The organism is Eggerthella sp. BIOML-A4 (genome assembly GCF_009875575.1).
In the GTDB taxonomy this organism is placed as follows: Bacteria; Actinomycetota; Coriobacteriia; order Coriobacteriales; family Eggerthellaceae; genus Eggerthella; species Eggerthella lenta.
The window spans coordinates 268446-295080 of the sequence record NZ_WWRX01000006.1 but is presented as its reverse complement, the minus strand read 5'-3'; the positions used below and the strand labels follow the sequence as shown (position 1 = coordinate 295080).

Genomic DNA, 26635 nt, shown 5'->3' with positions numbered 1-26635 from the left:
CGGACCGTCGTTCGGCGAAAACGCTATCGACGGCCTTTCCCCTTAACCTTATACTGGGGATCGTACGCACGACTCACAATGGAAGGAAGCACGATGCCCACGTACGCGGAGATGGATAACGTTCAGCTGGCAGCGCTCAAGGAGGAGCTGGAGCGCGAGTACGGCGAGATCAAGGCGCGCGGTCTGGCGCTGAACATGGCGCGCGGCAAGCCCGCCAAGGCGCAGCTCGACCTCAGCATGCCGCTGCTGGAAACCGTGACCACGATGGAGGACTGCGTGGCCGCCGACGGCACCGACTGCCGCAACTACGGCGTGGGATTCGGCCTTCCCGAGGCCAAGGAGTTCATGGCCTGCATGCTGGACGACGAGCCGGACAACGTCATCGTGTTCGGCAACGCCAGCCTCAACATCATGTACGACACCGTGGCGCGCTGCTGGATGTTCGGCACGCTGGGCTCCGAGCCGTGGGGCAAGCTGGACACGGTGAAGTGGATCTGCCCCGCTCCCGGCTACGACCGCCACTTCGGCGTGACCGAGGAGTTCGGCATCGAGATGATCCCCGTGCCGATGACCGACGAAGGGCCCGACATGGACGAGGTCGAGCGCATCGCCGCCTCCGACGCCTCCGTGAAGGGCATCTGGTGCGTGCCGAAGTACTCGAACCCCGGCGGCACGACGTATTCCGACGAGACGGTGCGCCGCCTGGCCGCCATGGAGTGCGCCGCCGACGACTTCCGCATCTTCTGGGACAACGCGTACTGCGTGCACCATCTGTTCGACGACGCGGCCGAGCAGGATCAGCTGCTCGACATCGCCGCCGCCTGTCGCGAAGCGGGAACCGAGGACCGCTGCTTCAAGTTCGCCTCCACCTCGAAGGTGACGTTCCCCGGCGCGGGCATCTCCGCCTTGGCGGCGAGCCCGGCCAACATCGCCGAGATCAAGAAACGCGTGGGCGTGCAGACCATCGGCCACGACAAGCTGAACCAGCTGCGCCACGTGCGCTTCCTGCGCGACGCCGAGGGCCTGGCGGCGCACATGGCCAAGCACGCCGCCATCCTGCGCCCGAAGTTCGAGCTGGTGAACGCCAAGCTGCAGGAGGGACTCGACGAGGTGGGCGGCTGCTCGTGGTCGAACCCGCGCGGCGGCTACTTCGTGTCGTTCGACGCACCGCAAGGCTGTGCCAAGCGCGTCGTGACCCTGGCGAAGGAAGCAGGCGTCACGATGACGGGCGCAGGCGCCACGTACCCGTACAAGCAGGATCCGAACGACAGCAACATCCGCATCGCCCCCACCCTGCCGCCGCTGGAGGAGTTGGACGAGGCTATGGACGTATTCACCGTCTGCGTGAAGCTGGCCTACGTGGAGAAGCTGCTGGGCTAGACTGCACGCCCGGCTTGCGATCGTTCGGAAGGAGCCGCCCTCGGGCGGCTCCTTTTCTTGTTCGGGGCATGTAAGGCGCACAGGTTGGCGCAGTCCGTAGGCCGCCGGAGCCGTCGGAACCGTCAGAACGGCGAGACGTAGAGGCGCATGCCGTCGGGAAGGCGCACCAACCCCGCATCTTGCAGGACTTCGGCAAGCGGGGAATCCAGGATCGATCGGCCGTTGAGCGTTTCCACGACCACCTTCTTGCGGGCGCCTTCGGCTCCGGCGCGCCTGAGGGAGCGCTTCTCGTACGCCACGAGGGCCCGCGCGGCCCGGGCGAGCGCGTCTCCGTCGTCCGTGAACGACAGCAGCGAGCGCAACCCCGCCGCAGCGTAGAGCGCCGGCACGCCGCCCAGCACGACGACGAGGCTGCCCGCGCGACGCGTCGGACGGGCTTCATGCTCCTCCGCGCCCTCGGCATCGGCGCGCGCGACCGGCGGCCAAGGCAGGCCGGCGCCGTACAGGCACGCGGGATCGGCGGCGGCGAGCACGACGGGCTCGCGTGGATCGGCCTCGCCGTCGCCCGCCTCGTAGGTGCGCAGCACGTCGATGGTCTCGCGCGCGGCGAACTGCGCGGGGCCGAGGCCCTGCACGAACGCGCCACGCAGCACATCCCCCACGTCCTCCATCTGCCGCAGCACGGGAAGCAACGCGCCCAGCCCACCGGGCACGCCCGACAGCTGCACCACGTCGCGAGACAGCACGCCGTAGCGATCGAGGATCGATTCCACCAGCGCGATGGCGCGCACCGTGTCGTTCTCCGGCGACGGCATGATGAGCGACCACCGCCCCGTCAGAGCCGCGCCCACCGCGGCCTGCGCGGACGCTATGCCCCGCATCGTCGGAGAATCGACGGTGCGCATGGCGGACCGGCGGCTGCTCACGCGTCGACGCGGCGCGCTGCGCGGCTTGCCCGCAGCAGCGCCCGCGCCTTCGAGCGAGGCGCGCACCGGCGCGTACGTGTCGTTCGTCGCGCGCCCGTCCCACATGAGCTCGCGCATGGTGGAGGCTACGACCGCCTCGTCGACGAACTCGGGCGCAAGCCGTCGGCGCACCGCATCGACGATCTGGCGGAAGAACAAGCCGCCTCCGAACCCGAGCGCCTCCACCACGGCCGCCTCGACCGACGGCGCCGCCGAGTCTTCCGGCTTCGGCCCGTCGGACGGCGCATCGGCCAGATCGGGCCGTACGGGCGCGAACGGCGAATCGGTGGGATAGAACGCGACGAGGCCTGCGGCTTCGCGCTCGCGGGAGCTGCGAGGTCGCGATGCTCGCTCACGTCCATCGCCCTCGTCGCCTTCGCGGCGAGCGCCCGCCCACACCACGTCGCCCGAAGCCAGCAGCTCGTCGAGCATGCCGGGACGATAGTCGCGCACGCGGCTGGGGAACACGTGCGCCTCCCAGGCCGAAGCCGGCAGGAACACGCCTTCGAACTGGGCGATCACCTGGGCGAGTCCGTCGATGCCCTCGAATCGCTCCTCGCCCAGCGGCCCTGCTCCTTGCAGGTCGATCAGGAAGCGCGCGAACGCGCTCGGGCTCACCGCCTGCACGGCGCGGCGCGCTTCCGCCAACGACAGCGAGCGCAGACGCCGGAACACACCCGTCTCGACCCAGGCGCGCGCCCGCCCGTCCCCGTCTTCCCCGAAGCGGCCCTGCATGAGGCGCCCCGCCGAGGCGAGGCGGGCGAGGCCGTCCCGGGCGACGGCGACCCCGATGCCGAAGCGCGCCGCCGCGGCCTCGGCGGAGAAGGGGCCGTGCGTGCGCGCGTAGCGTGCGAGCAGTTCGTCCAGGGGGTGGAGCGCATCCTCGCCGCCATCGCTTTCGGCCGACGCCGCACGGGATCCTTCGATTTCGCGCTGCGCGCTTCGCTCGGGATCACGTAAGGGGGCTTGCGCTTGGCCGGATTGGCTGGCGGGGCGGTTGAGCGCGTCGGCCCACGGGGGGATCGTCGCGCCCAGCGCATCGCGCAGAAACGCCGCATCGTCGACGGCCGCCCAGAGCTCCTTGCCGCCCAACACGACCGTAAACGCCCGATGGGCGCGCTGCAGCTCTTCGAGCAGCGCATGCGCTTCCTCTTCGGTGGCCACTTCGCCGCCCCCTTCGTCCGCTGCCCCGTCGTCGTCCGCTTCGGCGTCCGAACGCATGCGCAACGCCGCCTCCTCGACGGACAGAGGCCCCAGCACGCGCAGCAAGTCGGCCGCGCCCTCGACGCCGCGCATGCGCCGATCGGGAGCAAGGCGCTGCAAGCCGGCCTCCACGCCGGCTATCACGTCCGCGTCCAGCACGTCGCCCAAGTCGGTCGAGCCCAGCAGCTCGCCCAGCAGCGTGGGGTCGAGCGACAGCAGCGACGCGCGTTGCTCGGCGTGCGGCAGGTCGCCCGCGTAGAGGTGCTCGCCCACGTACCCGAACAGAAGCGGCGCCGCGAACGGCGACGGCACCGACGTCTGCGCCTCCACCAAGCGCACCGATCCCGCCTGCACCTGCTCCATCAGCTCGTGCAGCGCCCTCATGTCGTACACGTCCTGCAAGCACTCGCGCGCCGTTTCCACCAGGATGGGGAACTCGCGCTCGCGCCGGGCAGCCTCCAGCAGCTGGCCGGCCTTGAGGCGCTGCTGCCACAGCGGGGCGCGCTTGCCCGGCGCGATGGGCGACATCAGCAGGGCGCGCGCGGCGCATTCGCGGAACCGCGCCGAGAACAGCGACGTGGAGCCCACGCGATCGCGCACGATGCGGTCGAGCTCGTCGGAGTCGAACGCGAACAGCTCGATGCCGGGAAGGCGGGTCTCGGTCATGGGGATGCGCAGGACGATGCCGTCGTCGGCCGCCATGGCCTGCGCATCGTAGCCGTAGATCGCCATGATGCGGTCGGACACCGCCATCGCCCAGGGCTCGTGCACGCGGCGGCCGTACGGCGAATGCAGCAGCACGCGCCAGTCGCCCTGCTCGTCCTCGCAGCGTTCCACCACGAGCGTCTTGTCGTCGGGGATGATGCCCGTCGCCGCGCGCTGCGAGCGGATCAGCTCGACGAGGTTGCGCTGCGCATCGTCGTCGAGGCCATCCGCGGCCAAGCGCTCGCTCACCGCACAGGACACGCCGAAGCCCCCCTCCTCCGCCTCCGCATCGTCGCCTTCGATGCCCGCGGCCACCGCGCGCAAGAACGCGCCGCGCATGCGCCCCGTCTCGGCGGGCCGCCCCACGCCTTCGCCATGCCAGAACGGCAGACGGGCCGAGCGCCCGGGCGCGGACTCCACGATCACGCGGTCGCGCGTGATCTCGCTGATACGCCACGAGCTGGTGCCCAACGTGATGATGTCGCCTACTCGCGACTCGTACACCATCTCTTCGTCCAGCTCGCCCACGCGCCGCCGGCCTTGCGCGCCGTCGCCTTCCGGCAACACCACCGAGAACATCCCGCGGTCGGGGATGGTGCCCGCCGACATGACGGCCTGGCGCTGCGTGCCGGGACGCGCCAGCAGCCGCCCGCGCTCGCGATCCCACACGATGCGCGGCGAGAACTCGGCCAAATCGGCCGTCGCGTAGCGGCCGGCCAGCATGCCCAGCACCGAATCGAAGGCCCGTCGCGGAAGCTCGGAATACGGGGCCGCGCGCCGCACGGTGTCGAACCAGTCGTCCGCCGCCAGCTCGTCCATGGCCACCGCCGCAACCGTCTGCTGGGCCAGCACGTCCAGCGCGTTCTTCACGAGCGCCGTCTGCTCGATGCGACCCTCGTACATGCCTTCGGCCGCCACGGCCGCGTCGATGATCTCGGTGCGGGTGCGCGGGAAGATGGACCCCGTCGAGCGGCCGCCCACCTGGTGGTTCGCGCGCCCGATGCGCTGCAGGGCGCTGGCCACCGACGGCGGGGCCGCCACCTGCAGCACGAGATCGATGGATCCCATGTCGATGCCCAGTTCCAGCGACGAGGTGGCCACCACGCACGGCAGCTCGCCCGCTTTCAGCTCGCGCTCCACCTGCAGGCGCTTCTCCTTCGACACCGATCCGTGGTGCGCCTTCGCGATGACGGCCGGCGCGCCCGTGGACATGTCCGCCGTAGAGCCCAGATCCGAGCGGATGGGCGCCGCCGGGGCGTCCGCATCGACGCCGCGCGCGATGCCCATGCGCTTCGCGTACAGGTCGTTCAGGCGCGCCGTCAGCTTCTCGCACAGCCCGCGCGAGTTCACGAACACGATGGTGGTGCGGTGCGCCAGCACCTCGTCGAGGATGGAGGCTTCGATGTAGGGCCAGATGGAAGACGAGCCGAGACGGCTGTCGGGACTCGTCGTGCTCGCCGGGAGCGAGGACTTCGCCATGGCGGCGCGCAGGGCGCGGTCGGACTTCCACGCTTCCTCCGCAGGCGCGCGGCGCGGCCCTCCCCCGCGCTTTCCCGCGCCGCCCCCCGTCAGGTCGCTTCCCCCGAACGTCGGCACGGCGGTCATGTCGCGCACGGGCACGCGCACGCGCACGTCCATGTCGGGCCGCCCCTCGGAGGCGACGACGCGCACGGGATGGGGCCCGCCCAGGAAGCGCGCGATCTCGTCGCGCGGACGCACGGTGGCCGACAGCCCGATGCGCTGCGCCGGCTCGTCCAGCAGGTCGTCGAGGCGCTCGAGGCTCAAAGCCAGGTGCGCGCCGCGCTTGCTTCCCGCCAACGCGTGCACTTCGTCGACGATGACGGTTTCCACGGTGCGCAGCGTCTCGCGCGCCTGCGACGTGAGCATGAGGTACAGCGACTCGGGCGTGGTGATGAGGATGTCGGGCGGGTTGCGCTGCAGGCTACGGCGCTGATCGGGCGTGGTGTCGCCCGTGCGCATGCCCGTGCGCACTTCGGGCATCGCGCCGCCTGCGGCCGCCATGCGCGCCGCGATGCCGGCGAGCGGCGCCTGCAAGTTGCGCTCCACGTCCGCCCCGAGCGCCTTCAGCGGCGAGATGTACAGCACGCGCACGCCCTTGCCGGGACGCTCCTTCTTCGGCAAATCCGCCGTCGCCGCCTTCTCGCGCATAAGCTCGTCGATGGCGAACAGGAACGCAGCAAGCGTCTTGCCCGAGCCGGTGGGTGCGATGACCAGCGCGTTCTCGCCGCCCTCGATAACGTCCCAGGCACGCTCCTGCAACGGCGTGGGCTCGGGAAAGGCATCGAGGAACCAGCCGCGCACCTCGTCGGAGAATCGCGTCAGGGCATGAGGGGTGGGCTCGCGTGCTTCGTCCATGGCGTGCGTCGGCTCCTTCTGAAATCGGGTGCCCCCATGGTAGCGCATGAGCGCCCGCCCGTCTTGCGCAACGGGCGGCTGATACCCGCCCGTTCGCACGACGGCCCGAAGCTCTGCGCATCGCGGTGCGGATAGACGCACTGGGCACGAATCGCAATTGGCTTCACCCCGAAGGGGAAGCCGACCACGTTTCACTCATATGCGTCCGATCACGCATCTCGCTAGATGACCACCTCTTCGTAGTCCAATCCGAAGTCCTTGCGCATCCAGACGAAGAATTCGTCGCAGTCCACCACTTTGATCACCGATGACTCGAAATCTTTCTGATTGCGCGTGACGATTGCATCGGCGCGCATCTCCAATGCCGATTCAAAGATAAGCGAATCTTCCGGATCCTTCCACGAGGCTGCCAGCATCCGATCGACCTCCCGATCGCTGACGGCATGCACGTTCACGAACGTCCGCATCCCTCGCAGCTGCTCAAGCACATGCGACAACAGCGAGCGCTTCCCGCCCTCCGAGAGGATGTAGATAAGATCGGTCACCTGCGACGAGGTGATCCAGAGACTGAATTCCCCCACACGGCCCGCCGTCATGAGCAAGCGCGCCTTTTCGTAATATGGCTCGCGCTCATGCAGATAATCGATAACGACATTGGTGTCCAACAGGAGCTTCATGCGAGCCATATCACATCATGCCCCTCGAACGCAGGCGCTCCATCCTCACCTCTGCCTTAGTCATATCGTCGAAACGAGAAGCGCGCTTCGAGGATAGAGAATCGACGAAGCGAGAAGCAGCGGCCCACTTCGCCTCATCGCCGATACGGCTCGAATCGGCTCGAAGGAAACCCGCCTCCCCCTCCTCGATCATTTTGTCGTACATGAGGTTGATCGCTTGAGAAGCGCTGAGACCCTCTCGCGCAAGGATGCGAGCGCCTTTGCGCTTCTTTTCATCCAGCATGCGTGCCGTAACCATAGAATCGTCCATGCCGACTCCTTTCGTGTGCTCAATTGTACAACCATTTTCGTACAACATCAACGAAGAACAACTCTCGGACGCAAAAAGCCCCCGACGCTCGTTCGCGTCGGGGGCTTTCGTTCATCGTGTTCCTTGAAAACGGCTTACGCTTCGGCGTAGACGTCCTTGAGCTTGAGCAGGTGCTCGTAGCGGTCCATGGCCGCCTTCTCGTTGCGCTCGAACAGCTCGCTGGCGCGCTCAGGGAACTCGCGGGTCAGACGGCTATAACGCGCTTCGTTCATGAGGAACTCCTGGTAGCCGCCCGCAGGCTCCTTGGAGTCCAGCGTGAACTTCTTGCCGGGCTCGGCGGCCGGGTTGAAGCGGAACAGGTTCCAGTAGCCGCAGTCGACGGCCTTCTTCATCTCGTCCTGGCAGTTCGCCATGCCGCCCTTGATGGAGTGCATCTCGCACGGCGAGTAGCCGATGATCAGCGACGGTCCGGGATAGGCCTCGGCCTCGGCGATGGCCTTGATGGTCTGGGCCGGCTTGGCGCCCATGGCAACCTGCGCCACGTACACGTAGCCGTACGCCATCGCGATCTCGGTGAGGCTCTTCTTCTTGACATCCTTGCCCGCGGCCGCGAACTGGGCGACCTGGCCGATGTTGGTTGCCTTCGAAGCCTGACCGCCGGTGTTGGAGTACACCTCGGTGTCGAACACGAACACGTTCACGTCCTCGCCGGATGCCAGCACGTGGTCGAGGCCGCCGTAACCGATGTCGTAGGCCCAGCCGTCGCCGCCGAAGATCCAGACGGACTTCTTGTTCAGGTACTCTTTGTTCTGCAGGATCTCGGGCGCCTCCGGGCAACCGTTCTCGGCAGCAGCCTCGAGCGCGGGAACGAGCGCCTCGACGGCCTTGGCGTTCGCCTCGCCATCGGCCATGGTGTCGAGGTACGCCGCGATAAGATCCTTGGTCTCAGCCGGCGTCTTGTCGTTAGCTGCCATGGCTTCCAACTTGCCGACCAGGCGGTCACGCACCGCCTCGTGACCCAGCAACATGCCCAGGCCGTGCTCGGCGTTGTCCTCGAACAGGGAGTTCGACCACGCAGGCCCGCGACCCTCGGCGTTCACCGTATACGGCGACGTAGCGGCCGGACCGCCCCAGATGGACGAGCAACCCGTGGCGTTCGCGACGTACATGCGATCGCCGAACAGCTGGGTGACCAGCTTGGCGTACGCCGTCTCGGCGCAACCGGCGCAGGCGCCGGAGAACTCCAGCAGCGGCTGCTTGAACTGGCTGCCCTTGACCGTGGCATCCTCGAGCGCGGGCTTGTCGGACACGTTGTCCACGCAGTAGTCGAACACGTCCTGCTGCGCCAGCTGGCTTTCCGTGGATACCATTGCCAGCGAGTCAGACGGGCACACGTTCACGCACACGCCGCAGCCCATGCAGTCGAGCGGCGAGATGGCCAGCGTGTACTGCAGGCCGGCAGCGGCCTTGCCCTTCGCAGGCACCATGACGGTAGCGGCGGGAGCCGCAGCAGCCTCTTCCTCGGTGAGGGCGAACGGGCGGATGGTGGCATGCGGGCACGCGAAAGCGCACTGGTTGCACTGGATGCACGTGGCGGCATCCCACGCGGGCACGCTCACAGCCACGCCGCGCTTCTCGTAGGCGGCCGCGCCCTGCTCGAACTGGCCGTCGGCGTGGTCGACGAACGCCGACACCGGCAGACGGTCGCCGTCCATACGGCCGACCGGCTCCATGATCTCGCGCACCATCTTCACCACTTCGGCACGACCCTCGAGCGTCGGAGCCTCGTTCTCGTCCACAGCGTTCGCCCAGCTTGCAGGCACCTCCACCTGCACGAACGCCGTGGCGCCCGCGTCGATGGCGCGATGGTTCATGTCGACGACGTCCTGACCCTTCTTCATATAGGACTTCGTGGCGGCGTCCTTCATGTACTGCAGCGCCTCGTCCTGCGGGATCACGTTGGCCAGCGTGAAGAACGCCGACTGCAGGATGGTGTTCGTACGCTTGCCCATGCCGATCTCAGCGGCGAGGTCGATGGCGTTGATGGTGTACAGCTTGATGTCGTTGTTGGCGATGTAGCGCTTCGCCTCGGCGTTCAGGTGGTGCTCAAGCTCCTCGGGCGTCCACTGGCAGTTGATCATGAACGCACCGCCCGGCTTCACGTCGTTCACCATGCGGAAGCCCTTGGTGACGTAGGAGGGGTTGTGGCAAGCCACGAAGTCGGCCTTGTTCACATAGTAGGTGCTGCGGATAGGCGAGTCGCCGAAGCGCAGGTGGCTGATGGTCACGCCGCCGGTCTTCTTCGAGTCGTACTGGAAGTATGCCTGCACGTACTTGTCGGTGTGGTCGCCGATGATCTTGATGGAGTTCTTGTTCGCGCCCACCGTGCCGTCGCCGCCGAGGCCCCAGAACTTGCACTCGATGGTGCCCTCGGCTGCGGTGTTCGGGCTGTTCGGATCCTCGGGAAGCGACAGGTTCGTCACGTCGTCGACGATGCCCACGGTGAACTCGCGCGCCGGCGCGTCCTTCTCCAGCTCCTGGTAGATGGCGAACACCGAAGACGGAGGGGTGTCCTTCGACGCCAGGCCGTAGCGGCCGCCTACCACCGTGAGATCGGCGCGGCCCTCGTGCGCGAGCGCGTTGATGACGTCCATATACAAGGGCTCGCCGAGCGCGCCCGGCTCCTTCGTGCGGTCCATGACCGCGATCTTCTGCACCGTCGCGGGCAGCGCGGCCATGAACTTCTCGCTCACGAACGGGCGATACAGGCGCACCTTCACGAGGCCCACCTTCTGGCCCTGGGCGTTCAGATAGTCCACGACCTCCTCGACCACGTCGCAGAACGAGCCCATGGCCACGATCACGCGGTCGGCGTCGGGCGCGCCATAGTAGTTGAACAGCTCGTAGTTCGTACCCAGCTTGGCGTTCACCTGGTGCATGTAGTCCTCGACGATGGCGGGCAGCGCATCGTACACGCCGTTGCACGCCTCGCGATGCTGGAAGAAGATGTCGCCGTTCTCATGGCTGCCGCGCATGGCCGGACGCTCGGGGTTCAGCGCATGCTCGCGGAATTCGCTCACAGCCTCCATGTCGCACATGTCGGCGAGATCCTCGTAGTCCCACACGGCGATCTTCTGCACTTCGTGGGAGGTGCGGAAGCCGTCGAAGAAGTTGATGAAAGGAATGCGGCCCTTGATGGCGGACAGGTGCGCCACGGCCGACAGGTCCATGACCTCCTGCACGTTCGTCTCGGCCAGCATGGCGAAGCCCGTCTGGCGGCACGCCATGACGTCGGAATGGTCGCCGAAGATGGAAAGCGCCTGGGTGGCCAGCGTGCGCGCGCTGACGTGGAACACGCACGGCAGCTGCTCGGCGGCCATCTTGTACATGTTGGGGATCATGAGGAGCAGACCCTGGGAAGCCGTGTAGGTGGTGGTCAGCGCGCCTGCGGCCAGCGAGCCGTGCACCGCGCCGGCGGCGCCGCCCTCGGACTGCATCTCGCACACCTTCACTGTGGTGCCGAAGATGTTCTTCTTGCCGGCAGCGGACCACTGGTCCACCAGGTCGGCCATGGGGCTCGACGGAGTGATCGGGTAAATGCCCGCCACCTCGGTAAACGCATAGGAGACGTACGCGGCGGCGTTGTTGCCGTCCATAGATTTGAATTCTCTCGTCATATTCCTCTCCTTCGAAGGGGATGCTCACCCGACAAAGGCGCATCGGGGCCCCGACCTTCTGCTCTTGCTCAGCTTGCTTCGCCTGACAGAATACACGGCATTCATGATACCAGCCCGAAATCGCGTTGCGGTGCGACGAATACGATGGGCGGCACGCCGCGGTCGCCCCCGTCGGTAGGCGGCGGAAGGTTTGCGCGCGGCGGTCTGGGCGCGGTTCCGCACGAGCCGAACGGCCCAGCGAGCTGTTTGCGCGAGCAGGACCGTTCGAGCGCCAGACCACCGTGCGCCAGCCTTCTCGCTAGATGCCCTTGAGTTCTTTTCCTAGCTCCTCGGCGAGAGCGGGGAGCAGCGCGGCGAACGTGTCGTCGATCGTCTTCTTCTTGAGCTGGCATTCCCAGATCACGTGGACGGTCCAGCCTAGCTCCTCCAACGCGGCGCGGCTGCGCTCGTCGCGCTCGACGTTACGCTCGAACTTCACCACCCAGTACTCCACGTTGCTCTTCGGCATGCTGGGCTTGCAGTGCGGGCACCTGTGCCAGAAGCACCCGTTGACGAACAGCGCCACCTTCTTGCCCGGCCACGCTACGTCCGGGTGCCCCGGCACCTTCCACTGCAGCCGATACCCCGTCAGGCCAGCCGCGCGCAGGCGCTCGCGCACCAGAAGCTCGGGCTTCGTGTTGCTGCGCTTGTTACCCTTCATGGACTTGCGCACGGCCTCGTTCGAAGCGGGCGGCGCCAGCAACTTGGCGGGCGCGGGCAACGCTGGACGCGAGAGACGGACAACCAGTGCGGGAAACGGTCGATTTTCGCGGCTGAGGAACGCCGTTAGCCAACTGTTACTTTTATCGCTCTTTCGTATCATGCGGCGCATGATACCACGTATTTCCCCTGGTGAATTATTCTCGTATTTGAACAAATATAAGAACATTGATCTTACAAGTTCTTTATTTTCTGGGGGTTTTCCCGGATAATGGGCACTGCTGTTGTGCGCGTGCGCAAGCACGCACGTACGTTCGGGGCCTCCTGCCCCGATACCGAAATGGAGGGAAACCAATGGAACAGCCTTTGAAAGCAACTTTGTCTCGCCGCACGTTCTTGGCGGGCAGCGCCGTCGCGGCGGCTGCAGCAGGCCTGACTCTGGCCGGCTGCGGTGGCGGCGGCGAAACGACGGACACCCCGTCGACCGATGCCGGCACCGACGCCGGCGCAGCGGCCCAGGGCGGCACGCTGACCGGCGCCATGGCCTACACGAGCACGAACGTCAACCCGATCGGCAACAGCTCCGCGCTGATGCTGGCCGCCACGTGGCATGTGTTCGAGGGCCTGTACGACCTCGATCTGCACACCTACAAGACCTATAACGCGCTTGCCGCCGGCGAGCCCACGAAGGTCTCCGACACCGAGTACGAGGTTGCCCTGCGCGACGGTGCCAAGTTCTCCGACGGCACGGACGTCACCACCGCCGACGTGGTGAACGCGTTCGAGAAGAACATGGCCGACGCCACCTACGGCGCCTTCCTCGAATTCATCGACACGGTGTCTGCGAAGGACGACAAGACCGTCTCCTTCACGCTGAAGTACCCCTTCGACAGCCTGCTGAAGGGCCGTCTGAGCGTGGTCAAGGTGTTCCCCGCCTCGCTGACCGAGGATGATCTGAAGACGAAGCCGATCGGTTCCGGCCCGTGGGTGTACGACACCATCAACGGCGACGACGGCGGCTCCATCGAGTTCGTGCCGAACACGAACTACAACGGCAAGTACGCCGCTACGGCCGACAAGATGCACTGGGACATCCTGCTCGACGACACCTCCCGCACCACCGCGCTGCAGGAGGCCACGGTCCAGGTTATGGAGAACGTGCCCGACGCCAACGCCGAACAGCTCATGGCCGCCGGCGCGTCCGTCGACTACATCCAGGGCTTCAACCAGCCGTTCTTCATGTTCAACACGCTCAAGAAGCCGTTCGACGATAAGCGCGTCCGCCAGGCGTTCTACTATGCCGTGGACGTGGACAAGCTGATCTCCAACGCCATGGCCGGCCATGCCGCGAAGGTGACGAGCTTCCTGCCCGAGAGCCACGAGAACTACCACAAGGCTTCCACGGTGTACACCTACGACCCCGAGAAGGCCAAGAGCCTGCTTTCCGAGGCCGGCGTCACCGACCTGAGCTTCGAGCTGATGACGAACAACAACTGGGTGAAGAACCTGGCCGCCGGCATCAAGAACGACCTCGATGCCATCGGCGTGAACTGCACCATCAACGAGACGAAGATCGACTGGGCGTCTCTGGCCGAGTCGGCCGACGTGCTGCCCTACGACGTCATGCTGACCCCGGGCGACCCGACCTGCTTCGGCAACGACCCCGACCTGCTGATGTCCTGGTGGTACGGCGACAACGTGTGGACCCAGGGCCGCAGCTGCTGGAAGAAGGCCGGCGACGGCAAGTTCGACGAGCTGCAGACCCTCATGCAGCAGGCTCGCGAGGCCACCGGCAACGAGCAGCAGGAGCTGTGGAACAAGTGCTTCGACCTTCTGGCCGAGGAAGTTCCGCTGTACCCGCTGTTCCACCGCGAGCTGGCCACGGGCTACCAGGAGACGCAGATCACCGGCTTCGAGCCCATCGCCACGACGGGCCTCGTGTTCCTCGGTGCGAGCGTGAAGGCGTAAGCGCGCGCTGTGAACCCGTAGAGCAAGGCAACCCCAGGGCTCGCTCCGCAAGGAGCGAGCCCTTGCTTTTGAGAAAGAGGCCCTATGAGATCCTTTTCCATTCTCGGCGATTCCATCAGCACGTTCGATGGATGCAACCCCGACGGATTCACCGTGTACTACCAGGGCGAACGCTGCGAGCAGACCGGCGTGACGTCGAGCGCCGACACCTGGTGGTCCCAAGTTATCGAACGCCTCGGCGGACGGCTGCTGGCGAACAGCTCGTTCTCCGGAAGCCTCGTGGAAGGCGCCGGCTTCCCTGCCGGAAACAGCCAAGAACGCATCGACGCGCTGGCCGAAGACGGCGTGCAGCCCGATGTCGTCATCGTGTTCATGGGCATCAACGATTACGGCTGGGGCGGCGCGACGGCGCAAGCCGCCGGCCGCGGCAACGCCGTGCCCGTCGCGCTCGATCTTGACGCCATCGAACCGCACGCCCCGGCAGCCGCCGCGCCCGGCGCGATCGACCGCTTCCGCGCCGCCTACGGGCTGCTGCTGGAACGGATGCGCGCAGCCTACCCGCAAGCCGAGGTATGGTGCTGCACGCTCTGCCCCGGACGCGTGGCCGGATGCCCGAGCCCCACGTTCGCATGGAACTTGCGCGGCGCACCGTTCAAGAGCTACAACGACGCCATTCGCGTTGCTGCGCGAGAGCACGGCTGCAACGTGGCCGACCTCGAGGCGTTCGGCATAGACTACGAGGCCGTCGACGGCACCCACCCCACCGCACGGGGAATGCGCCAGCTGTCCGCTTTGATCGCGTCGTGCATCGAAGGTGCCGAACCCGATGAACGACTGCTGCCCGCCGACCTGTTCGACGAAACGTTTCGCTCCGGGGAGCTATGTCCCGGCGAGGCATGCGTCGGATGCGAGCATGCCCGCGGAACCGGGAGCAGCTGGTTTCTCGTATGCGAACGGAATCCGTCCTAACTCGAGCGGCGAGGTCGTACCGACGGCGTCGGACACGAAGCAAGATCGTTCTTATTTCTCCGCATAATCAGTGCGAATCATATAAAATACCATTGGTTGTCTACGCCTTACCGCGCCTGCGCGCGCGATGCAGGCAGCAGTTTGTCAGTGCAAGCGGGCTTTCGAGCCCACGAAGCGAAAGGGGGATACGGTGAGCAACCTGCTACGATTAATCGGACGACGCCTCATAGCGTTGCCGATCATGATCTTCGGTGTCACCATCCTCGTCTTCTTCATCATGGCACTCTCTCCTATCGACCAAGCGTATTCGGTCCTTGGCGAGAACGCCACTGAAGCCCAAGCCGAGCAGTATCGCGAGGAGCACGGATTGAACGATCCCATCCTCGTGCAATACGGTAACTTCATCGTCGGCCTCGTACAAGGCGACCTCGGCACCTACGGCGCGAACAACGCCTCGGTGGCCGATCGCATCGGCGAAGCTCTGCCCGTCACGTTGCAGTTGACGTTCTTCGGCCTCATCATCGGCGTGGTCATCGCAGTGATCCTCGGCGTGATCTCGGCCTTGTATCGGGATCGATGGCCCGACCAGATCATCCGCGTGTTCTCCATCGCCTGCATCGCCACGCCGTCGTTCTGGCTGGCGGTGCTCATGATTTTGCTGTTCTCCTCGATGCTGCACGTGCTGCCCGCCTCCGGCCCGCTGCCCTCGCTGACGGCCGATCCGGGCGGTTGGCTGGCCCGCATGGCCATGCCTGCCATCGCGCTGGGCGTTCCCGTGGCCGGCCAGCTGACGCGCGTCATCCGCACGTCCATGGTGGAAGAGTTGGACAAGGACTACGTGCGCACCGCGCTGGGCGCCGGCATCCCGAAGCGCGTCGTGGTGGCCCGCAACGTGCTGCGCAACGCGCTGATCACGCCCGTGACGGTGCTCGGCCTGCGCATCGGCTACCTCATCGGCGGCGCCGTGGTCATCGAGGTCATCTTCAACCTCCCGGGCATGGGCATGGCCATCCTCTCAGGCATCCAGTCCAGCTACACGATGCTCGTGCAGGGCGTCGTGCTGTGCGTGGCCATCACCTTCATCATCATCAACATCATCGTGGATATGCTTTATATCCTGATCGATCCGCGAATCAGGACGGTGTAGCAACATGGTCAAACTTCGAGGAAACCTCACTGATAAGATGGAAGCCAATCCCGGCAAGGTGCATTTCCGCCGGTGGAAGGCCATGAGCATCGGATCGCGCATCTCGCTCGTCGTGCTCATCCTGATCGTCATGATCGCCGTGTTCGCCAACATCCTGGCGCCGCACAACCCGCTTGAGATCTTCACGGCACGCCAAGCCCCCGATGCCCAGTTCCTGTTCGGCACCGACGACAAGGGCCGCGACGTGCTGTCGCGTATGATGTACGGCGCGCGCTACTCGCTGATCATCGGCCTGGGCGCCACCGCCTTCGCCCTCGTGTGCGGCTCCATCATCGGCGCCGTCGCCGCCGTGGCGCGCAAATGGGTGTCCGAGGTCATCATGCGCATCCTGGACGTCATCATGTCCTTCCCCGGTATCGCGCTGGCCGCCACGTTCGTACTCGTGTTCGGCAACTCGGTGCCCTCGCTCATCTTCGCGATCGGCTTTTTGTACATCCCGCAGATCGCCCGCATCGTGCGCGCCAACGTGGTGAGCGAGTACAATCAGGATTACGTGCGCGCCGTCGTCGTTTCCGGTGCCCGCGCCCCCTGGATCCTCGTGAAGCACGTCATCCGCAACTGCATCGCCCCGGTCATGGTGTTCACCATCGTGCTGGTGGCCGACGCCATCGTGTTCGAAGCGTCGCTGTCGTTCATCTCGGCCGGCATTCCCGAGCCCACGCCCACGTGGGGCAACATCCTGTCCGACGCCCGCGGCGGCGTGCTTGCCGGTCGTTGGTGGCAGGCGCTGTTCCCGGGTCTGGCCATCATGATCACCGTGCTGTGCCTGAACATCCTGTCCGAGGGCATCACCGATGCCATGGCCGCCGCGCCCAAGGCCCCGGTCAAGGCCGATGACGCCGCCGTCCGCGCGAACCGCGAGGCCGACAAGCTCGTGGCCGACCCCACGCTGGCATACGCCGCCCAGGCGGAGATGCTCGAACAGCGCCTCAGCGAGCTTCAGGCGATTGAGAAGACGCGCACCGACCGCTTCGAGGCGCGCACCGACGTGCCGCCTATTCTGGAAGTGAAGGATCTGTGCATCAAGTTCCCGCGCCACGGCGACGTGAACGTGGTCGACCACGTGAGCTTCGTGGTGCGCCCGCGCCAGACCATGGGTCTTGTGGGCGAGTCCGGCTGCGGCAAGTCCATCACCTCCCTTACCATCATGGGGCTGCTGGATCCGAAGGCTAAGGTGTCCGGCGAGATCCTCTACGACGGCCAGAACCTGCTGAACATGGATCAGAAGCAGATGAACGCCTTGCGCGGTCGCGAAATCGCCATGATCTATCAGGACGCGCTCTCTTCGTTGAACCCGTCCATGCTGATCAAAGCCCAGATGAAGCAGCTCACGAAGCGCGGAGGAACCCGCACGGCCGAGGAGCTGCTGGAGCTGGTGGGACTCGATCCGAAGCGCACGCTTGACTCCTACCCCCACGAACTGTCCGGCGGCCAGCGCCAGCGCGTGCTCATCGCCATGGCGCTGACGCGCGACCCGAAGCTCATCATCGCCGACGAGCCCACTACGGCTCTCGACGTGACCGTGCAGAAGCAGGTCATCGACCTGTTGAACAAGCTGCAGAAGGAGCTGGGCTTCGCGATGGTGTTCGTGAGCCACGACCTGGCGCTCGTCGCCGAGGTGGCCAACTCCATCACGGTCATGTACGCCGGCCAGGTGGTCGAACAGGGTCCGGTATCCGACATCCTGTGCCATCCCGTGCACGAATACACCCGCGGTCTCTTGGGTTCGGTGCTGTCCATCGAAGCCGGCGGAACGCGCCTGCACCAGGTGCCCGGCAGCGTCCCCAGCCCGAAGGACTTCCCCGAGGGCGACCGCTTCACGCCGCGCTCCAGCCATCCTGACAAGGTGTCCCAGCTGCGCCCCGTGCTCAAGCGCGTGTCCGACTCCGACCACTACTACGCCGAGCTGCCCGACAGCGAGCTCAAGCGCCTCGGCATCAAACCGTACGTCCCAGGAGGTGCCATCATATGAGCGAGCAGGAACGCGTGAACGCGGGCGTCCAGCCCGCAACGGGAGCGGGCGAACCCACCCCCATCATCTTCCTCGACGACATCCGAGTGACGTTCAAAACGCGCACGGGCTCCATCCTGCATCCGAACAAGGTGCAGGCCGTGCGCGGCCTCACCCTCAAGCTCATGCCCGGCGAAACCTTGGGCATCGTGGGCGAATCCGGCTGCGGCAAGTCCACCACGGCCAACGTGATGTGCGGTTTGCAACAGCCCACGTCGGGCAAGGTGTTCTTCAAGGGCGAGGACGTGACGAAGCGCTCGGCTGCGCAGCGCCGTCTCATCGGCCGCGTGATCTCGGTGGTGTTCCAGGATCCGGCCACGGCGCTGAACGCGCGCATGAGCGTGCACGACCAGCTGATGGATCCGCTCGTGGTGCACAAGGTGGGCGACAAGACGTCCCGCGAGCGCCGCGTGCTCGACCTCATCGAGATGGTGGGCCTGCCGAACTCCGTGCTGGATGCCCTGCCGGGCCAGCTGTCCGGCGGCCAGCGCCAGCGCGTGGCCATCGCGCGCGCCCTGTCGCTTGAGCCCGACGCCATCATCGCCGACGAGCCCACCAGCGCCCTCGACGTGTCGGTGCGCGCGCAGATTTTGAACCTGCTCATGGACCTCAAGCGCGACTTGGGCCTGTCCATGGTGTTCATCAGCCACGACATCCAGACGGTGCGCTACATCTCCGACCAGATCATCGTGATGAACGCCGGAGAGGCCGTGGAGCGCGGCGCGGCGAAGGACGTGTTCGAGCACCCGAAAGACGCCTACACCAAGCTGCTTCTGGGAGCGGCTCCGTCGCTTCTGCATCCCGAATTGGGCAAGTAAGCACGCTCGCTCAATAAACTGACTAGAAGAGCCGTCGGGCAGCAGTCCGGCGGCTCTTCGTTTGCACGAATCCTTTTGAGAGAAGCTAGAAGAGATCCCTGATCGAAACACCCAACCCATTTGCGATCTTATATAAAGAATCAACCGTGGCATTCGCGCGGCCATTTTCGATTGCGCTGATATGCGAGTAATCCATTTCAACCATGAGCGCGAATTTTCGCACAGAAAGCCCCTGACCGACGCGCAGCTTTTTTATAGCTGCACCCAGCTCTACCCTGTTTTTCTCCATTTGGCATTTGATCGGGCTTTCTTCCATAGGTGCAGCCTATGTGATAATATTTCCTCTATGTTGGGTCATAATCCAACACTCAATAAGAGCATGCATTTCGAGGAGGAGACATGGCAGCCAAGGGGAACGTAGCGGCAGCAGCCGCACTGGTAATCATTTGCAATATGTACGGATGCGCACCGGGTGCAAACGAAAGCCAACCGAGCAACCCCGAACCTTCCCCATCCGGAGAATACGCGGATCAGAACGAGAGTCTGTCTGCCGACATCGACGAGAAAAGCGACTCGAACGATGCCACATACACCCTCGACGAGGTAAGCACAACGAAGGACATGCTATTTATCGAGCACAACGGCGTGTGCACAGCTCTCCAAGGCGATTACTCCTTCCAAGAACGCGCTAGCAAATGGACGGATGCAGACGGAGAGGACGTCACAGACTCGACAGTAGCAATGTATTCCGGAGAAAGAGGAGGTGAACACACCGTATAACAAATCAATCGGAGCGAAGGGTACCGCCTGCTTACGACAGAAGGCCTAGACTCACTCCAGATGTTCCCCGTGTTGAACATGGGTTATTGGCCGGGCTTCGGCCTGCAGGATGGAAAATTCGAGGAAATCGATGGACATGCGTCTACACCCGCAGAGCATGGCATCGTCAAGTACGACATGTACATCGACGGCGGAAGCCTCGGTTCAAACGGACACCATCTTGACGGCATTTGGACAACCTCTGAAAAGAACAGCTACACGGTCGGATACTACGAAGGAACTAAGTGGGTCGAGAAATCAATCGAAATAGACACTCCCTATTGTATTGTGCAAGAAAAAACGAGAATAAATGAAAGGGCTCCACGATACGATTCCAGCATCAGCGCGCCTTGCGAGAAAACAAAAGAAGGTTACTTCATTTGCAATTTGTCCGATGTCCCGGCAGGACTATACAGCCTTTACACCAATCGCTCCCATTGCCTGATCGAAATCGTCTAACAACAAGATCCCCCCTGCGCCCTCGGTTGAACCGGGGGCGCTTTTTATGTGGCGACCTGCCCTCTTGCGTTGACGCTTACGCTGAGGGAGTTTACCCTTTTACCGTTTACCGACGAACAGAGAGAGGCTTGCTCCTATGACTGATTCACCGTTTCGCGGCGTCATTCCCCCCGTCGTCATTCCGCTGACCGAGAAGCGCCAGCTCGACCTCGAGGCGCTCGAGCGCTCCATCAACCGCATGATCGACGCGGGCGTCGACGGTCTGTTCTTCCTGGGATCCTCGGGCGAGGTTGCCTTCCTCACCGACGCGCAGCGCTACCACGTTCTGCAAGAGGCCATCGCCATGGTGCACGGCCGCGTGCCGGTGCTCACGGGCATCATCGACATGGAAACCATGCGCGTGGTCGACCAGGCCAAGCGCGCGACGGGCTACGGCGTGGACGCCCTCGTGGCAACCGCCCCCTTCTACGCTCTCGGCGGTCCCAAAGAGGTGGAACGCCACTTCCGCGCCATCCGCGAGCACACCGACCTGCCGCTGTTTGCCTACGACCTGCCCGCTTGCGTGCACACGAAGCTCGATCCCACGATGCTCGTGCGCCTCGGCGAGGACGGCGTGCTGCAGGGCGTGAAGGACTCTTCGGGCGACGACGTGTCGTTCCGCTGGCTGTGCCTGCAGAACGAGGACGCCGGCCACCCGCTGCAAGTGCTGACCGGCCACGAGGTGGTCGTGGACGGCGCCTACCTGGGCGGTGCCGACGGCTCGGTTCCGGGTCTGGCGAACATCGATCCGGCAAGCTACGTGGAGCAGTGGCGCGCCGCGCAAGCCGGCGACTGGGAGCGCGTGCGCGAGATCCAGAATCACCTCGCACGCCTCATGTACGTCACGCGCGAGGTGAAGGCCACCGTGGGCTTCGGCGCGGGCGTGGGCGCGTTCAAGACGGCGCTGTGGCAGATGAGCGTGTTCAACACGAACCAGATGCGCGAGCCCGTGTGCGCGCTCGAAGGCGAGGACGTGGAGCAGATCGTCGCCGTGCTGAAGCGCGCGGGACTCATGGACGCCGACGCGCCGATCCGCCAGGCGCACTGGGATGCGTGCCCCGTCTCGCCCGGCGCTCCGGCTTGCAAGTAGCGTGAGCGCCGCATGAGCGTCGAACATCCATGCACGATTGCCGCCTTCGACGTGGGCGGCACGAAGATGGCGGGTGCGCTCGTGCGCTATTCCGCCGCCGATGCGGCGCCGACGGTGGACGCCCTGCGCAGCGTTCCCACGGAAGCCCAGCGCGGCGGCAGCGCCGTGCTGGACACCCTGGCCTCGCTCGTGGCCGACGTGGTAGCCGATGCCGAAGACGACGTTGTCGGCATCGGCGTGGGGACGGCCGGGCTCGTGGACGTGCGCACGGGCGGCATCGCGTTCGCCAACGAGCTCATGCCCGGCTGGACCGGTCAGCCCGTAGCCGAGCGTCTGAGCGCGTCGCTCGGCCTTCCCGTGGCCGTGCTCAACGACGTGAAGGCTCATGCGCTCGGCGAAGCTCGTTGGGGCGCTGCCCGCGGCGCTCAAACCTGCTTCGTTATCGCAGCGGGCACCGGGCTCGGCGGCGGCATCGTGGCGAACGGCCGCGTGCTGCTAGGCGCGCACGGGTTCGCAGGCGAGCTGGGGCGAACGCCCTGCCCCGATGCGCTGGGCACGCCGCGCGCCTGCGGCACCGCCAGCGAGCTTGAATCCATCGCGGCCGGCAGCGGAATCGAAGCCCGTTACGTCGCAGCAGGAGGCGAACGCCTTGCGGGAGACGAGATAGCCAGGCGCGCCGCAGACGGCGAGGAGCTGGCACGCCGCATCATTCTGGAGGCGGGCGCGGTGCTCGGCGAAGCCATCGCAACCTGGACGGATCTGCTGGATCCGGAACTTGTCGTGCTCTCAGGCTCGGTATGCAACGCCGGAAAAGCCTGGAGAGCCGCCCTGCAAGAAGGCTTCGAGCGACAGGCGCCTTCCGTGATGCACGGCCTGCCCATCGTCGATGCCGCGCTCGGCAGCCGAGCCCCGCTCATCGGAGCCGCCGAATACCTGCTCGATACCCTGAAAGGACGATCATGACCGATCCCCTGATTTCCTCCCTGCAAGGCAAGCTCATCGTCAGCTGCCAGGCCTACGTGGGCGAGCCGATGCGCCACCCCGAAACCATGGCGCAGGTTGCCCTGTCCGCCGAACGCGGCGGCGCAGCCGCTATCCGCTGCCAAGGCCTTGCCGACATCGCCGCCATCAAAGGCCAGGTGGAAATCCCCGTCATCGGCCTTTGGAAAGAGGGGCACGACGGCGTCTACATCACGCCGACGCTGCGCCACGCGCGCGCCTGCATCGCCGCCGGCTCCGACGTGGTGGCCATCGATGCCACGGCACGCCCCCGCCCCGACGGTCGCACCTTCGAGGAGACCGTGGAGGCTTTGCGCGGTGAAACGCTGATCATGGCCGACTGCTCCTGCATGGACGACGTGCAACGGGCGCTCGAAGCCGGTGCGGACATCGTGTCCACCACCCTGGCGGGCTACGTGCCCGGCGGCCGCGAGAAAACCGCCGGCCCCGACCTCGAGTTCCTGCGCGAGGCCGTCGCCGCAGCGGGCGACGTGCCCGTGTTCTGCGAGGGTCGCATCCACACGCTCGCCGATGCGCAGGCGGCCATGGAGGCGGGAGCCTTCGCCATCGTGGTGGGGACGGCCATCACCCACCCGCAGTCCATCACTTCCTGGTTCGCCGACGCCATCGGCTAGGACGCGCCGAATCCGATGCGCGAAGCCCTGGAGGGGATCATCCCCCCCTCCAGGGCTTTTTTCATGCCCGTCAGCTCACGTGCGCCTCGGCGGTGACACGCGCCTCCGGATCGTCCAGAACCGAGCGGTCGAGGCCGCCCGCAACATGCGAGGCTGTAATGCCCGCCACCATGGAGTCGCTGACGTTGAGGGCGGTGCGACCCATGTCGATGAGCGGCTCCACGGATGCGAGGACGGCCACCACCTCGATAGGAAGCCCCATCGTCCCCAACACGATGAGCGAGGCAAACGTCGCTCCCCCGCCCACTCCTGCCACACCGAACGAGCTGATGGCCACCACGGCGATGAGCGGCACGAAGAACGTAGGAGACAGCACGTCGATGCCTACGGTAGGTGCCACGATGGTGGCCAGCATCGCCGGGTACACGCCCGCGCACCCGTTCTGCCCGATAGACATGCCGAAGCTTGCCGCGAGGTTCGCCGACGCGCTGTCCACGCCCAGGGCTTTATGCTGCGTCTCGATGTTGAGCGGCAGCGCGCCCGCGCTCGAACGCGATACGAACGCGAAGCTGAGCACGGGAAACGCCTTCTTGAAGTAGGTCGCCGGATTCACGCGGTTCGCCAGCAAGATGAGACAATGCACGCACAGCACCGCCAGCAACGCGCCGTAAGACACGAGCACGAACTTTCCCAGTCCGAGGATGGCGCGGTAATCGCTCGCGGCCATCACCTTCGCGATGAGCGCGAGGATACCGTACGGGGTGAGCCCTAGCACCATGGCCACTATCCGCATGACGATGCCGTACAGGCTGTCGATGAGGCTCTTGAAGAAGTCTGCCTGCTCAACGTCTTTATCGCGCAACCTGAGATACGCAACGCCGAGGATAGCCGAGAAGATGACGACCGCGATGGTGGAGGTGGATCGGGCGCCCGCGAGGTCGGCGAAGGGGTTCGTCGGGATGAACGAGAGGATTTCCTGCGGCAGCGTAAGGCTGGCAGCCTCGCTCTGCTGGGAGGCGAGCGACGAAAGCTCGGCGGCATCGGGGGTCGCGGCATCGAGGAAGCCCGCATGCGCAAGCCCGGTCAGAACCGTCGCACCCCAGCCTAGCACGGCCGCAACGGTCACCGTGCCCAGCAGCACGGCCAACACCGCGAAGGCGATGCGCCCGAAGTGTTCGGTGACCTCCGCGCGCGTGAACGCCCCGACGATGGCCACGAACACGAGCGGCATGACGAGCATCTTCAACAAGCCGATATAACCCTGTCCCACGATGGATATCCAGTCGAGCGCCGTCGTGGCAGCATCCCCGTCGCGGCCGAGCAACAGCTGGATTCCCAAACCTAGCAGGACGCCCAGCCCGAGCGCGGTGAACACCCTCGCCGTGAAGCTTAGGCCCTTCGATCGCATGATCTTGAGCAAGACGAGCATGGCAGCGAACACCGCCAAGATACCTGCGACGGGCACCAGCACCTCCATCGACATAGGCAACGCCCTTCCTCGTTTATCCGACGAAAAAAGTAGAGTATAGGACGAGCATGCCAAGAAGAAACCGGAAAGCCGTCAAAGAGAATGAAGCGTCACCGAACGGTAGCGCCGCCGGCTGCCGCCCCCCCCCCGAAAAAACGGCAAAGGGCGAAGGGCTCTGCACAGAGCGGCCGAGAGCGTCGGTCGCCTCCGCACGGAACCCTTCGCCCCGCTGCCGAGCCCTCGCCCGGCGCGATGAACGCAGAAAGCTACCCCAGCAGCTCGCCTCGCAGGATCACGTGGCGCACGCGGAGGTTCTCATCGAGCACCACGGCGTCGGCGATCTTGCCGACCTCGATGCTGCCGCGCTCCCCTTCCAGCCCCAACGCGCGGGCAGGATTGGCGCTGGCGGCCCGAACGGCTGCATCCAGCGGGATGCCCATGTCGCGTACGGCGACGCGCACACACGCCATGAGGTCGGTGGCCGAGCCCGCGATAGTGCCGCTGCGCAGCGTGGCGACGTTGCCCCGCACGGTGACATCCTGGCCGCCCAGCGAGTACTCGCCGTCGTCGAGGCCCGTCGCCATCATCGAGTCGCTGATAAGGATGACCCTATCGGCTCCGAAAGCGGCGAACAGGAGACGCACCATGGACGGATGGATATGCACCCCGTCGGCGATAAGCTCGGGCATCACCTCTGAATGGTCGAACGCCGCGCCGATGGGGCCGGGCTTGCGGTGGTGCAGCGGCGGCATGGCGTTGCACAGGTGCGTCATCTGCCGAGCGCCGGCTTCGATGGCCGCGCACGCGGTATCGTAGTCGGCCTGCGTATGCGCGATGGACACGCGCACGTCGGACGACACCGAGCGGATGAAATCGAGCGCGCCGTCCACCTCGGGCGCCACGTCGACCAATTTGATGAGATTGCCCGAACGTTCCTGCAAGCGACGGAACATCGCCTCGTCGGGCAGATGGAGGTAGGCAGGGTTCTGCGCGCCGATGTTGCCGGGCGAGATGTAGGGACCCTCCATGTTGATGCCCACGAGCGCCGCCCCGTCGCGCTTCGCCTCGTAGGAGGCCGCGGCATCCATGATGGGAGCCAGCACGTCTTCGGGATAGGTCATCGTGGCCGGGCAGATGGCCGTCACGCCGCACGAGGCCTCGTGCCGCGCGATGGCGTCGATGGCCTCTTCGGTGCCGTCGCAGAAGTCGTGCCCCACGCATCCATGGAAATGCAGGTCGATGAGGCCCGGAACGACGTAGCATCCCGACGCGTCGAGCACCTGACCGTCAGCCGCCGTCGCCGCAGTGCCCTGCGGGTCGACAGCCGCGAAGCGCTCGCCTTTGATGACGATGTCGGCGGACGCGAATCCCGCGCCCGTCAGAACCGAGCCGCCCCTTACTTGCACAGCGCACCCGCTGCCGGATCGACGATGACGGTGGCGTCGGGATGGAACTGCAGGATGGACGCCGGCACTTCGGGCGTGACCGGGCCGAAGAACGCCTTCTTCACGATCTCGGCCTTGTGGGAACCCTCCACCACCACGAGCACGCTGCGCGCGGCCATGATGGTGCCGATGCCCATGGTGTACGCCTGGCGCGGCACGTCTTCAACGCGGTCGAACAGGCGGCTGTTCGCCTGGATGGTGCTCTCGGTGAGATCCACGCAGTGCGTGGCCTTCGGGAACGTGTCCTCGGGCTCGTTGAAGCCGATGTGCCCGTTCGGGCCGAGGCCGAGCAGCTGCAAATCGATGCCGCCCGCCTCTTCGATGGCCTGTTCGTAGACTGCGCACACGGCCTCGGCATCGGGGTTCGAGCCCTCGGGCACATGCGTGCGTGCCTGATCGATGTCCACATGATCGAACAGGTGCTTCTTCATGAAGTAGCGGTAGCTCTGATCGTGCTCGGGATCGAGGCCGCGATACTCGTCCAGGTTGAACGTGGTCACGTCGGCGAAGCTGATCTTGCCCTGCGCGCAATCGTCAACGAGGCACGCGTACAAGCCGATGGGCGTCGTGCCCGTGGCCAGCCCCAGCACGCACGACGGATCGGCCTCGACGAACGATGCGATGCGGTCGGCTGCGCGCCGGCTCATATCCTCGGTGCTCTCGGCGATGATGAATTCCATGGAACCTCTCTTCTCTCGGATCGAACGGATGCGGAT

At 65.5% G+C, this 26635-nt stretch carries 20 protein-coding genes; 11 read left to right on the top strand and 9 right to left on the bottom strand.

Annotated elements, in window-relative coordinates:
• Positions 1 to 93 precede the first annotated feature (93 nt).
• Positions 94 to 1380: an aminotransferase gene (locus GT613_RS07980; protein ID WP_009306310.1), complete on the top strand. Its 1287-nt coding sequence runs from the start codon at positions 94 to 96 to the stop codon at positions 1378 to 1380.
• Positions 1381 to 1502: 122 nt separating this feature from the next.
• Here GT613_RS07980 and GT613_RS07975 read toward each other — a convergent pair whose 3' ends face one another.
• The 5 genes from GT613_RS07975 to GT613_RS07955 form a co-directional block, all read right to left on the bottom strand.
• Entirely contained in the window at positions 1503 to 6629 is a 5127-nt protein-coding gene (locus GT613_RS07975) for a DEAD/DEAH box helicase (protein WP_192935120.1), read from the bottom strand.
• A gap of 221 nt (positions 6630 to 6850) precedes the next feature.
• Positions 6851 to 7315, bottom strand: coding sequence for a PIN domain-containing protein (locus GT613_RS07970; protein WP_009306317.1), 465 nt, complete (start codon positions 7313 to 7315; stop codon positions 6851 to 6853).
• Position 7316: 1 nt separating this feature from the next.
• On the bottom strand, positions 7317 to 7616 hold the full coding sequence (locus GT613_RS07965; RefSeq protein WP_009306319.1) for a type II toxin-antitoxin system RelB/DinJ family antitoxin: 300 nt from the start codon (positions 7614 to 7616) through the stop codon (positions 7317 to 7319).
• Between the two features lie 134 nt (positions 7617 to 7750).
• The gene (nifJ, locus tag GT613_RS07960; RefSeq protein ID WP_009306321.1) at positions 7751 to 11293 is read right to left on the bottom strand and encodes a pyruvate:ferredoxin (flavodoxin) oxidoreductase; all 3543 of its coding nucleotides are present in this window, start codon (positions 11291 to 11293) and stop codon (positions 7751 to 7753) included.
• A 298-nt stretch (positions 11294 to 11591) separates the two neighbouring features.
• The gene (locus GT613_RS07955; RefSeq protein WP_233671044.1) at positions 11592 to 12005 is read right to left on the bottom strand and encodes a very short patch repair endonuclease; all 414 of its coding nucleotides are present in this window, start codon (positions 12003 to 12005) and stop codon (positions 11592 to 11594) included.
• A 341-nt stretch (positions 12006 to 12346) separates the two neighbouring features.
• Between GT613_RS07955 and GT613_RS07950 the strand changes: the two genes are divergently transcribed.
• The 5 genes from GT613_RS07950 to GT613_RS07930 all read left to right on the top strand — a co-directional run bounded on the left by GT613_RS07950 (position 12347) and on the right by GT613_RS07930 (position 18965).
• Positions 12347 to 13960, top strand: a complete 1614-nt coding sequence (locus GT613_RS07950) for an ABC transporter substrate-binding protein (RefSeq protein WP_009607829.1) — start codon at positions 12347 to 12349, stop codon at positions 13958 to 13960.
• 84 nt (positions 13961 to 14044) lie between these two features.
• The gene (locus GT613_RS07945) at positions 14045 to 14929 is read left to right on the top strand and encodes an SGNH/GDSL hydrolase family protein (RefSeq protein WP_114556843.1); all 885 of its coding nucleotides are present in this window, start codon (positions 14045 to 14047) and stop codon (positions 14927 to 14929) included.
• 190 nt (positions 14930 to 15119) lie between these two features.
• A complete protein-coding gene (locus GT613_RS07940) occupies positions 15120 to 16076 on the top strand; it encodes an ABC transporter permease (protein ID WP_009306325.1) in 957 nt (318 codons plus the stop codon).
• 4 nt (positions 16077 to 16080) lie between these two features.
• Entirely contained in the window at positions 16081 to 18108 is a 2028-nt protein-coding gene (locus GT613_RS07935) for a dipeptide/oligopeptide/nickel ABC transporter permease/ATP-binding protein (RefSeq protein ID WP_015760981.1), read from the top strand.
• A complete protein-coding gene (locus GT613_RS07930) occupies positions 18105 to 18965 on the top strand; it encodes an ABC transporter ATP-binding protein (RefSeq protein ID WP_009607794.1) in 861 nt (286 codons plus the stop codon). The genes GT613_RS07935 and GT613_RS07930 overlap by 4 nt, the downstream gene beginning before the upstream one ends.
• Before the next feature lie 85 nt (positions 18966 to 19050).
• Here GT613_RS07930 and GT613_RS07925 read toward each other — a convergent pair whose 3' ends face one another.
• Positions 19051 to 19281 carry a helix-turn-helix domain-containing protein gene (locus tag GT613_RS07925; RefSeq protein WP_114513391.1) on the bottom strand — a complete coding sequence of 77 codons (231 nt, stop codon included), beginning with the start codon at positions 19279 to 19281 and terminating at the stop codon, positions 19051 to 19053.
• 83 nt (positions 19282 to 19364) lie between these two features.
• On the opposite strand from GT613_RS07925, the gene GT613_RS07920 reads away from it, so the two are divergent.
• The 5 genes from GT613_RS07920 (at position 19365) to GT613_RS07900 (ending at position 23006) form a co-directional block, all read left to right on the top strand.
• Positions 19365 to 19745 (top strand): hypothetical protein, encoded by a 381-nt coding sequence (locus tag GT613_RS07920; protein WP_114519574.1) that lies wholly within the window; start codon positions 19365 to 19367, stop codon positions 19743 to 19745.
• A gap of 60 nt (positions 19746 to 19805) precedes the next feature.
• Positions 19806 to 20243: a hypothetical protein gene (locus GT613_RS07915; protein ID WP_114519573.1), complete on the top strand. Its 438-nt coding sequence runs from the start codon at positions 19806 to 19808 to the stop codon at positions 20241 to 20243.
• Positions 20244 to 20379: 136 nt separating this feature from the next.
• A complete protein-coding gene (locus GT613_RS07910; protein ID WP_021410433.1) occupies positions 20380 to 21372 on the top strand; it encodes a dihydrodipicolinate synthase family protein in 993 nt (330 codons plus the stop codon).
• Positions 21373 to 21384: 12 nt separating this feature from the next.
• Positions 21385 to 22335 carry an ROK family protein gene (locus GT613_RS07905; protein ID WP_009306329.1) on the top strand — a complete coding sequence of 317 codons (951 nt, stop codon included), beginning with the start codon at positions 21385 to 21387 and terminating at the stop codon, positions 22333 to 22335.
• Positions 22332 to 23006 (top strand): N-acetylmannosamine-6-phosphate 2-epimerase, encoded by a 675-nt coding sequence (locus tag GT613_RS07900; RefSeq protein ID WP_009306330.1) that lies wholly within the window; start codon positions 22332 to 22334, stop codon positions 23004 to 23006. Before GT613_RS07905 ends, GT613_RS07900 begins: the two co-directional genes overlap by 4 nt.
• Before the next feature lie 70 nt (positions 23007 to 23076).
• Here GT613_RS07900 and GT613_RS07895 read toward each other — a convergent pair whose 3' ends face one another.
• The 3 genes from GT613_RS07895 to nagB form a co-directional block, all read right to left on the bottom strand.
• Complete coding sequence (locus tag GT613_RS07895) at positions 23077 to 24489, bottom strand: L-cystine transporter (protein WP_114547985.1); 1413 nt, start codon at positions 24487 to 24489, stop codon at positions 23077 to 23079.
• Positions 24490 to 24740: 251 nt separating this feature from the next.
• Positions 24741 to 25880, bottom strand: coding sequence for an N-acetylglucosamine-6-phosphate deacetylase (gene nagA / locus GT613_RS07890; RefSeq protein ID WP_021410436.1), 1140 nt, complete (start codon positions 25878 to 25880; stop codon positions 24741 to 24743).
• Positions 25871 to 26599 carry a glucosamine-6-phosphate deaminase gene (nagB, locus tag GT613_RS07885; RefSeq protein WP_009306333.1) on the bottom strand — a complete coding sequence of 243 codons (729 nt, stop codon included), beginning with the start codon at positions 26597 to 26599 and terminating at the stop codon, positions 25871 to 25873. The genes nagA and nagB overlap by 10 nt, the downstream gene beginning before the upstream one ends.
• Between the last annotated feature and the right edge of the window lie 36 nt (positions 26600 to 26635).

What these genes read in the sequence shown, in the direction of transcription:
- GT613_RS07980 (WP_009306310.1), top strand. Translation starts at nt 94, where the DNA reads ATGCCCACGTACGCGGAGATGGATAACGTTCAGCTGGCAGCGCTCAAG.
- GT613_RS07975 (WP_192935120.1), bottom strand. Translation starts at nt 6,629, where the DNA reads ATGGACGAAGCACGCGAGCCCACCCCTCATGCCCTGACGCGATTCTCC.
- GT613_RS07970 (WP_009306317.1), bottom strand. Translation starts at nt 7,315, where the DNA reads ATGGCTCGCATGAAGCTCCTGTTGGACACCAATGTCGTTATCGATTAT.
- GT613_RS07965 (WP_009306319.1), bottom strand. Translation starts at nt 7,616, where the DNA reads ATGGACGATTCTATGGTTACGGCACGCATGCTGGATGAAAAGAAGCGC.
- nifJ (WP_009306321.1), bottom strand. Translation starts at nt 11,293, where the DNA reads ATGACGAGAGAATTCAAATCTATGGACGGCAACAACGCCGCCGCGTAC.
- GT613_RS07950 (WP_009607829.1), top strand. Translation starts at nt 12,347, where the DNA reads ATGGAACAGCCTTTGAAAGCAACTTTGTCTCGCCGCACGTTCTTGGCG.
- GT613_RS07945 (WP_114556843.1), top strand. Translation starts at nt 14,045, where the DNA reads ATGAGATCCTTTTCCATTCTCGGCGATTCCATCAGCACGTTCGATGGA.
- GT613_RS07935 (WP_015760981.1), top strand. Translation starts at nt 16,081, where the DNA reads ATGGTCAAACTTCGAGGAAACCTCACTGATAAGATGGAAGCCAATCCC.
- GT613_RS07930 (WP_009607794.1), top strand. Translation starts at nt 18,105, where the DNA reads ATGAGCGAGCAGGAACGCGTGAACGCGGGCGTCCAGCCCGCAACGGGA.
- GT613_RS07925 (WP_114513391.1), bottom strand. Translation starts at nt 19,281, where the DNA reads ATGGAAGAAAGCCCGATCAAATGCCAAATGGAGAAAAACAGGGTAGAG.
- GT613_RS07920 (WP_114519574.1), top strand. Translation starts at nt 19,365, where the DNA reads ATGGCAGCCAAGGGGAACGTAGCGGCAGCAGCCGCACTGGTAATCATT.
- GT613_RS07915 (WP_114519573.1), top strand. Translation starts at nt 19,806, where the DNA reads ATGTTCCCCGTGTTGAACATGGGTTATTGGCCGGGCTTCGGCCTGCAG.
- GT613_RS07910 (WP_021410433.1), top strand. Translation starts at nt 20,380, where the DNA reads ATGACTGATTCACCGTTTCGCGGCGTCATTCCCCCCGTCGTCATTCCG.
- GT613_RS07905 (WP_009306329.1), top strand. Translation starts at nt 21,385, where the DNA reads ATGAGCGTCGAACATCCATGCACGATTGCCGCCTTCGACGTGGGCGGC.
- GT613_RS07900 (WP_009306330.1), top strand. Translation starts at nt 22,332, where the DNA reads ATGACCGATCCCCTGATTTCCTCCCTGCAAGGCAAGCTCATCGTCAGC.
- GT613_RS07895 (WP_114547985.1), bottom strand. Translation starts at nt 24,489, where the DNA reads ATGTCGATGGAGGTGCTGGTGCCCGTCGCAGGTATCTTGGCGGTGTTC.
- nagB (WP_009306333.1), bottom strand. Translation starts at nt 26,599, where the DNA reads ATGGAATTCATCATCGCCGAGAGCACCGAGGATATGAGCCGGCGCGCA.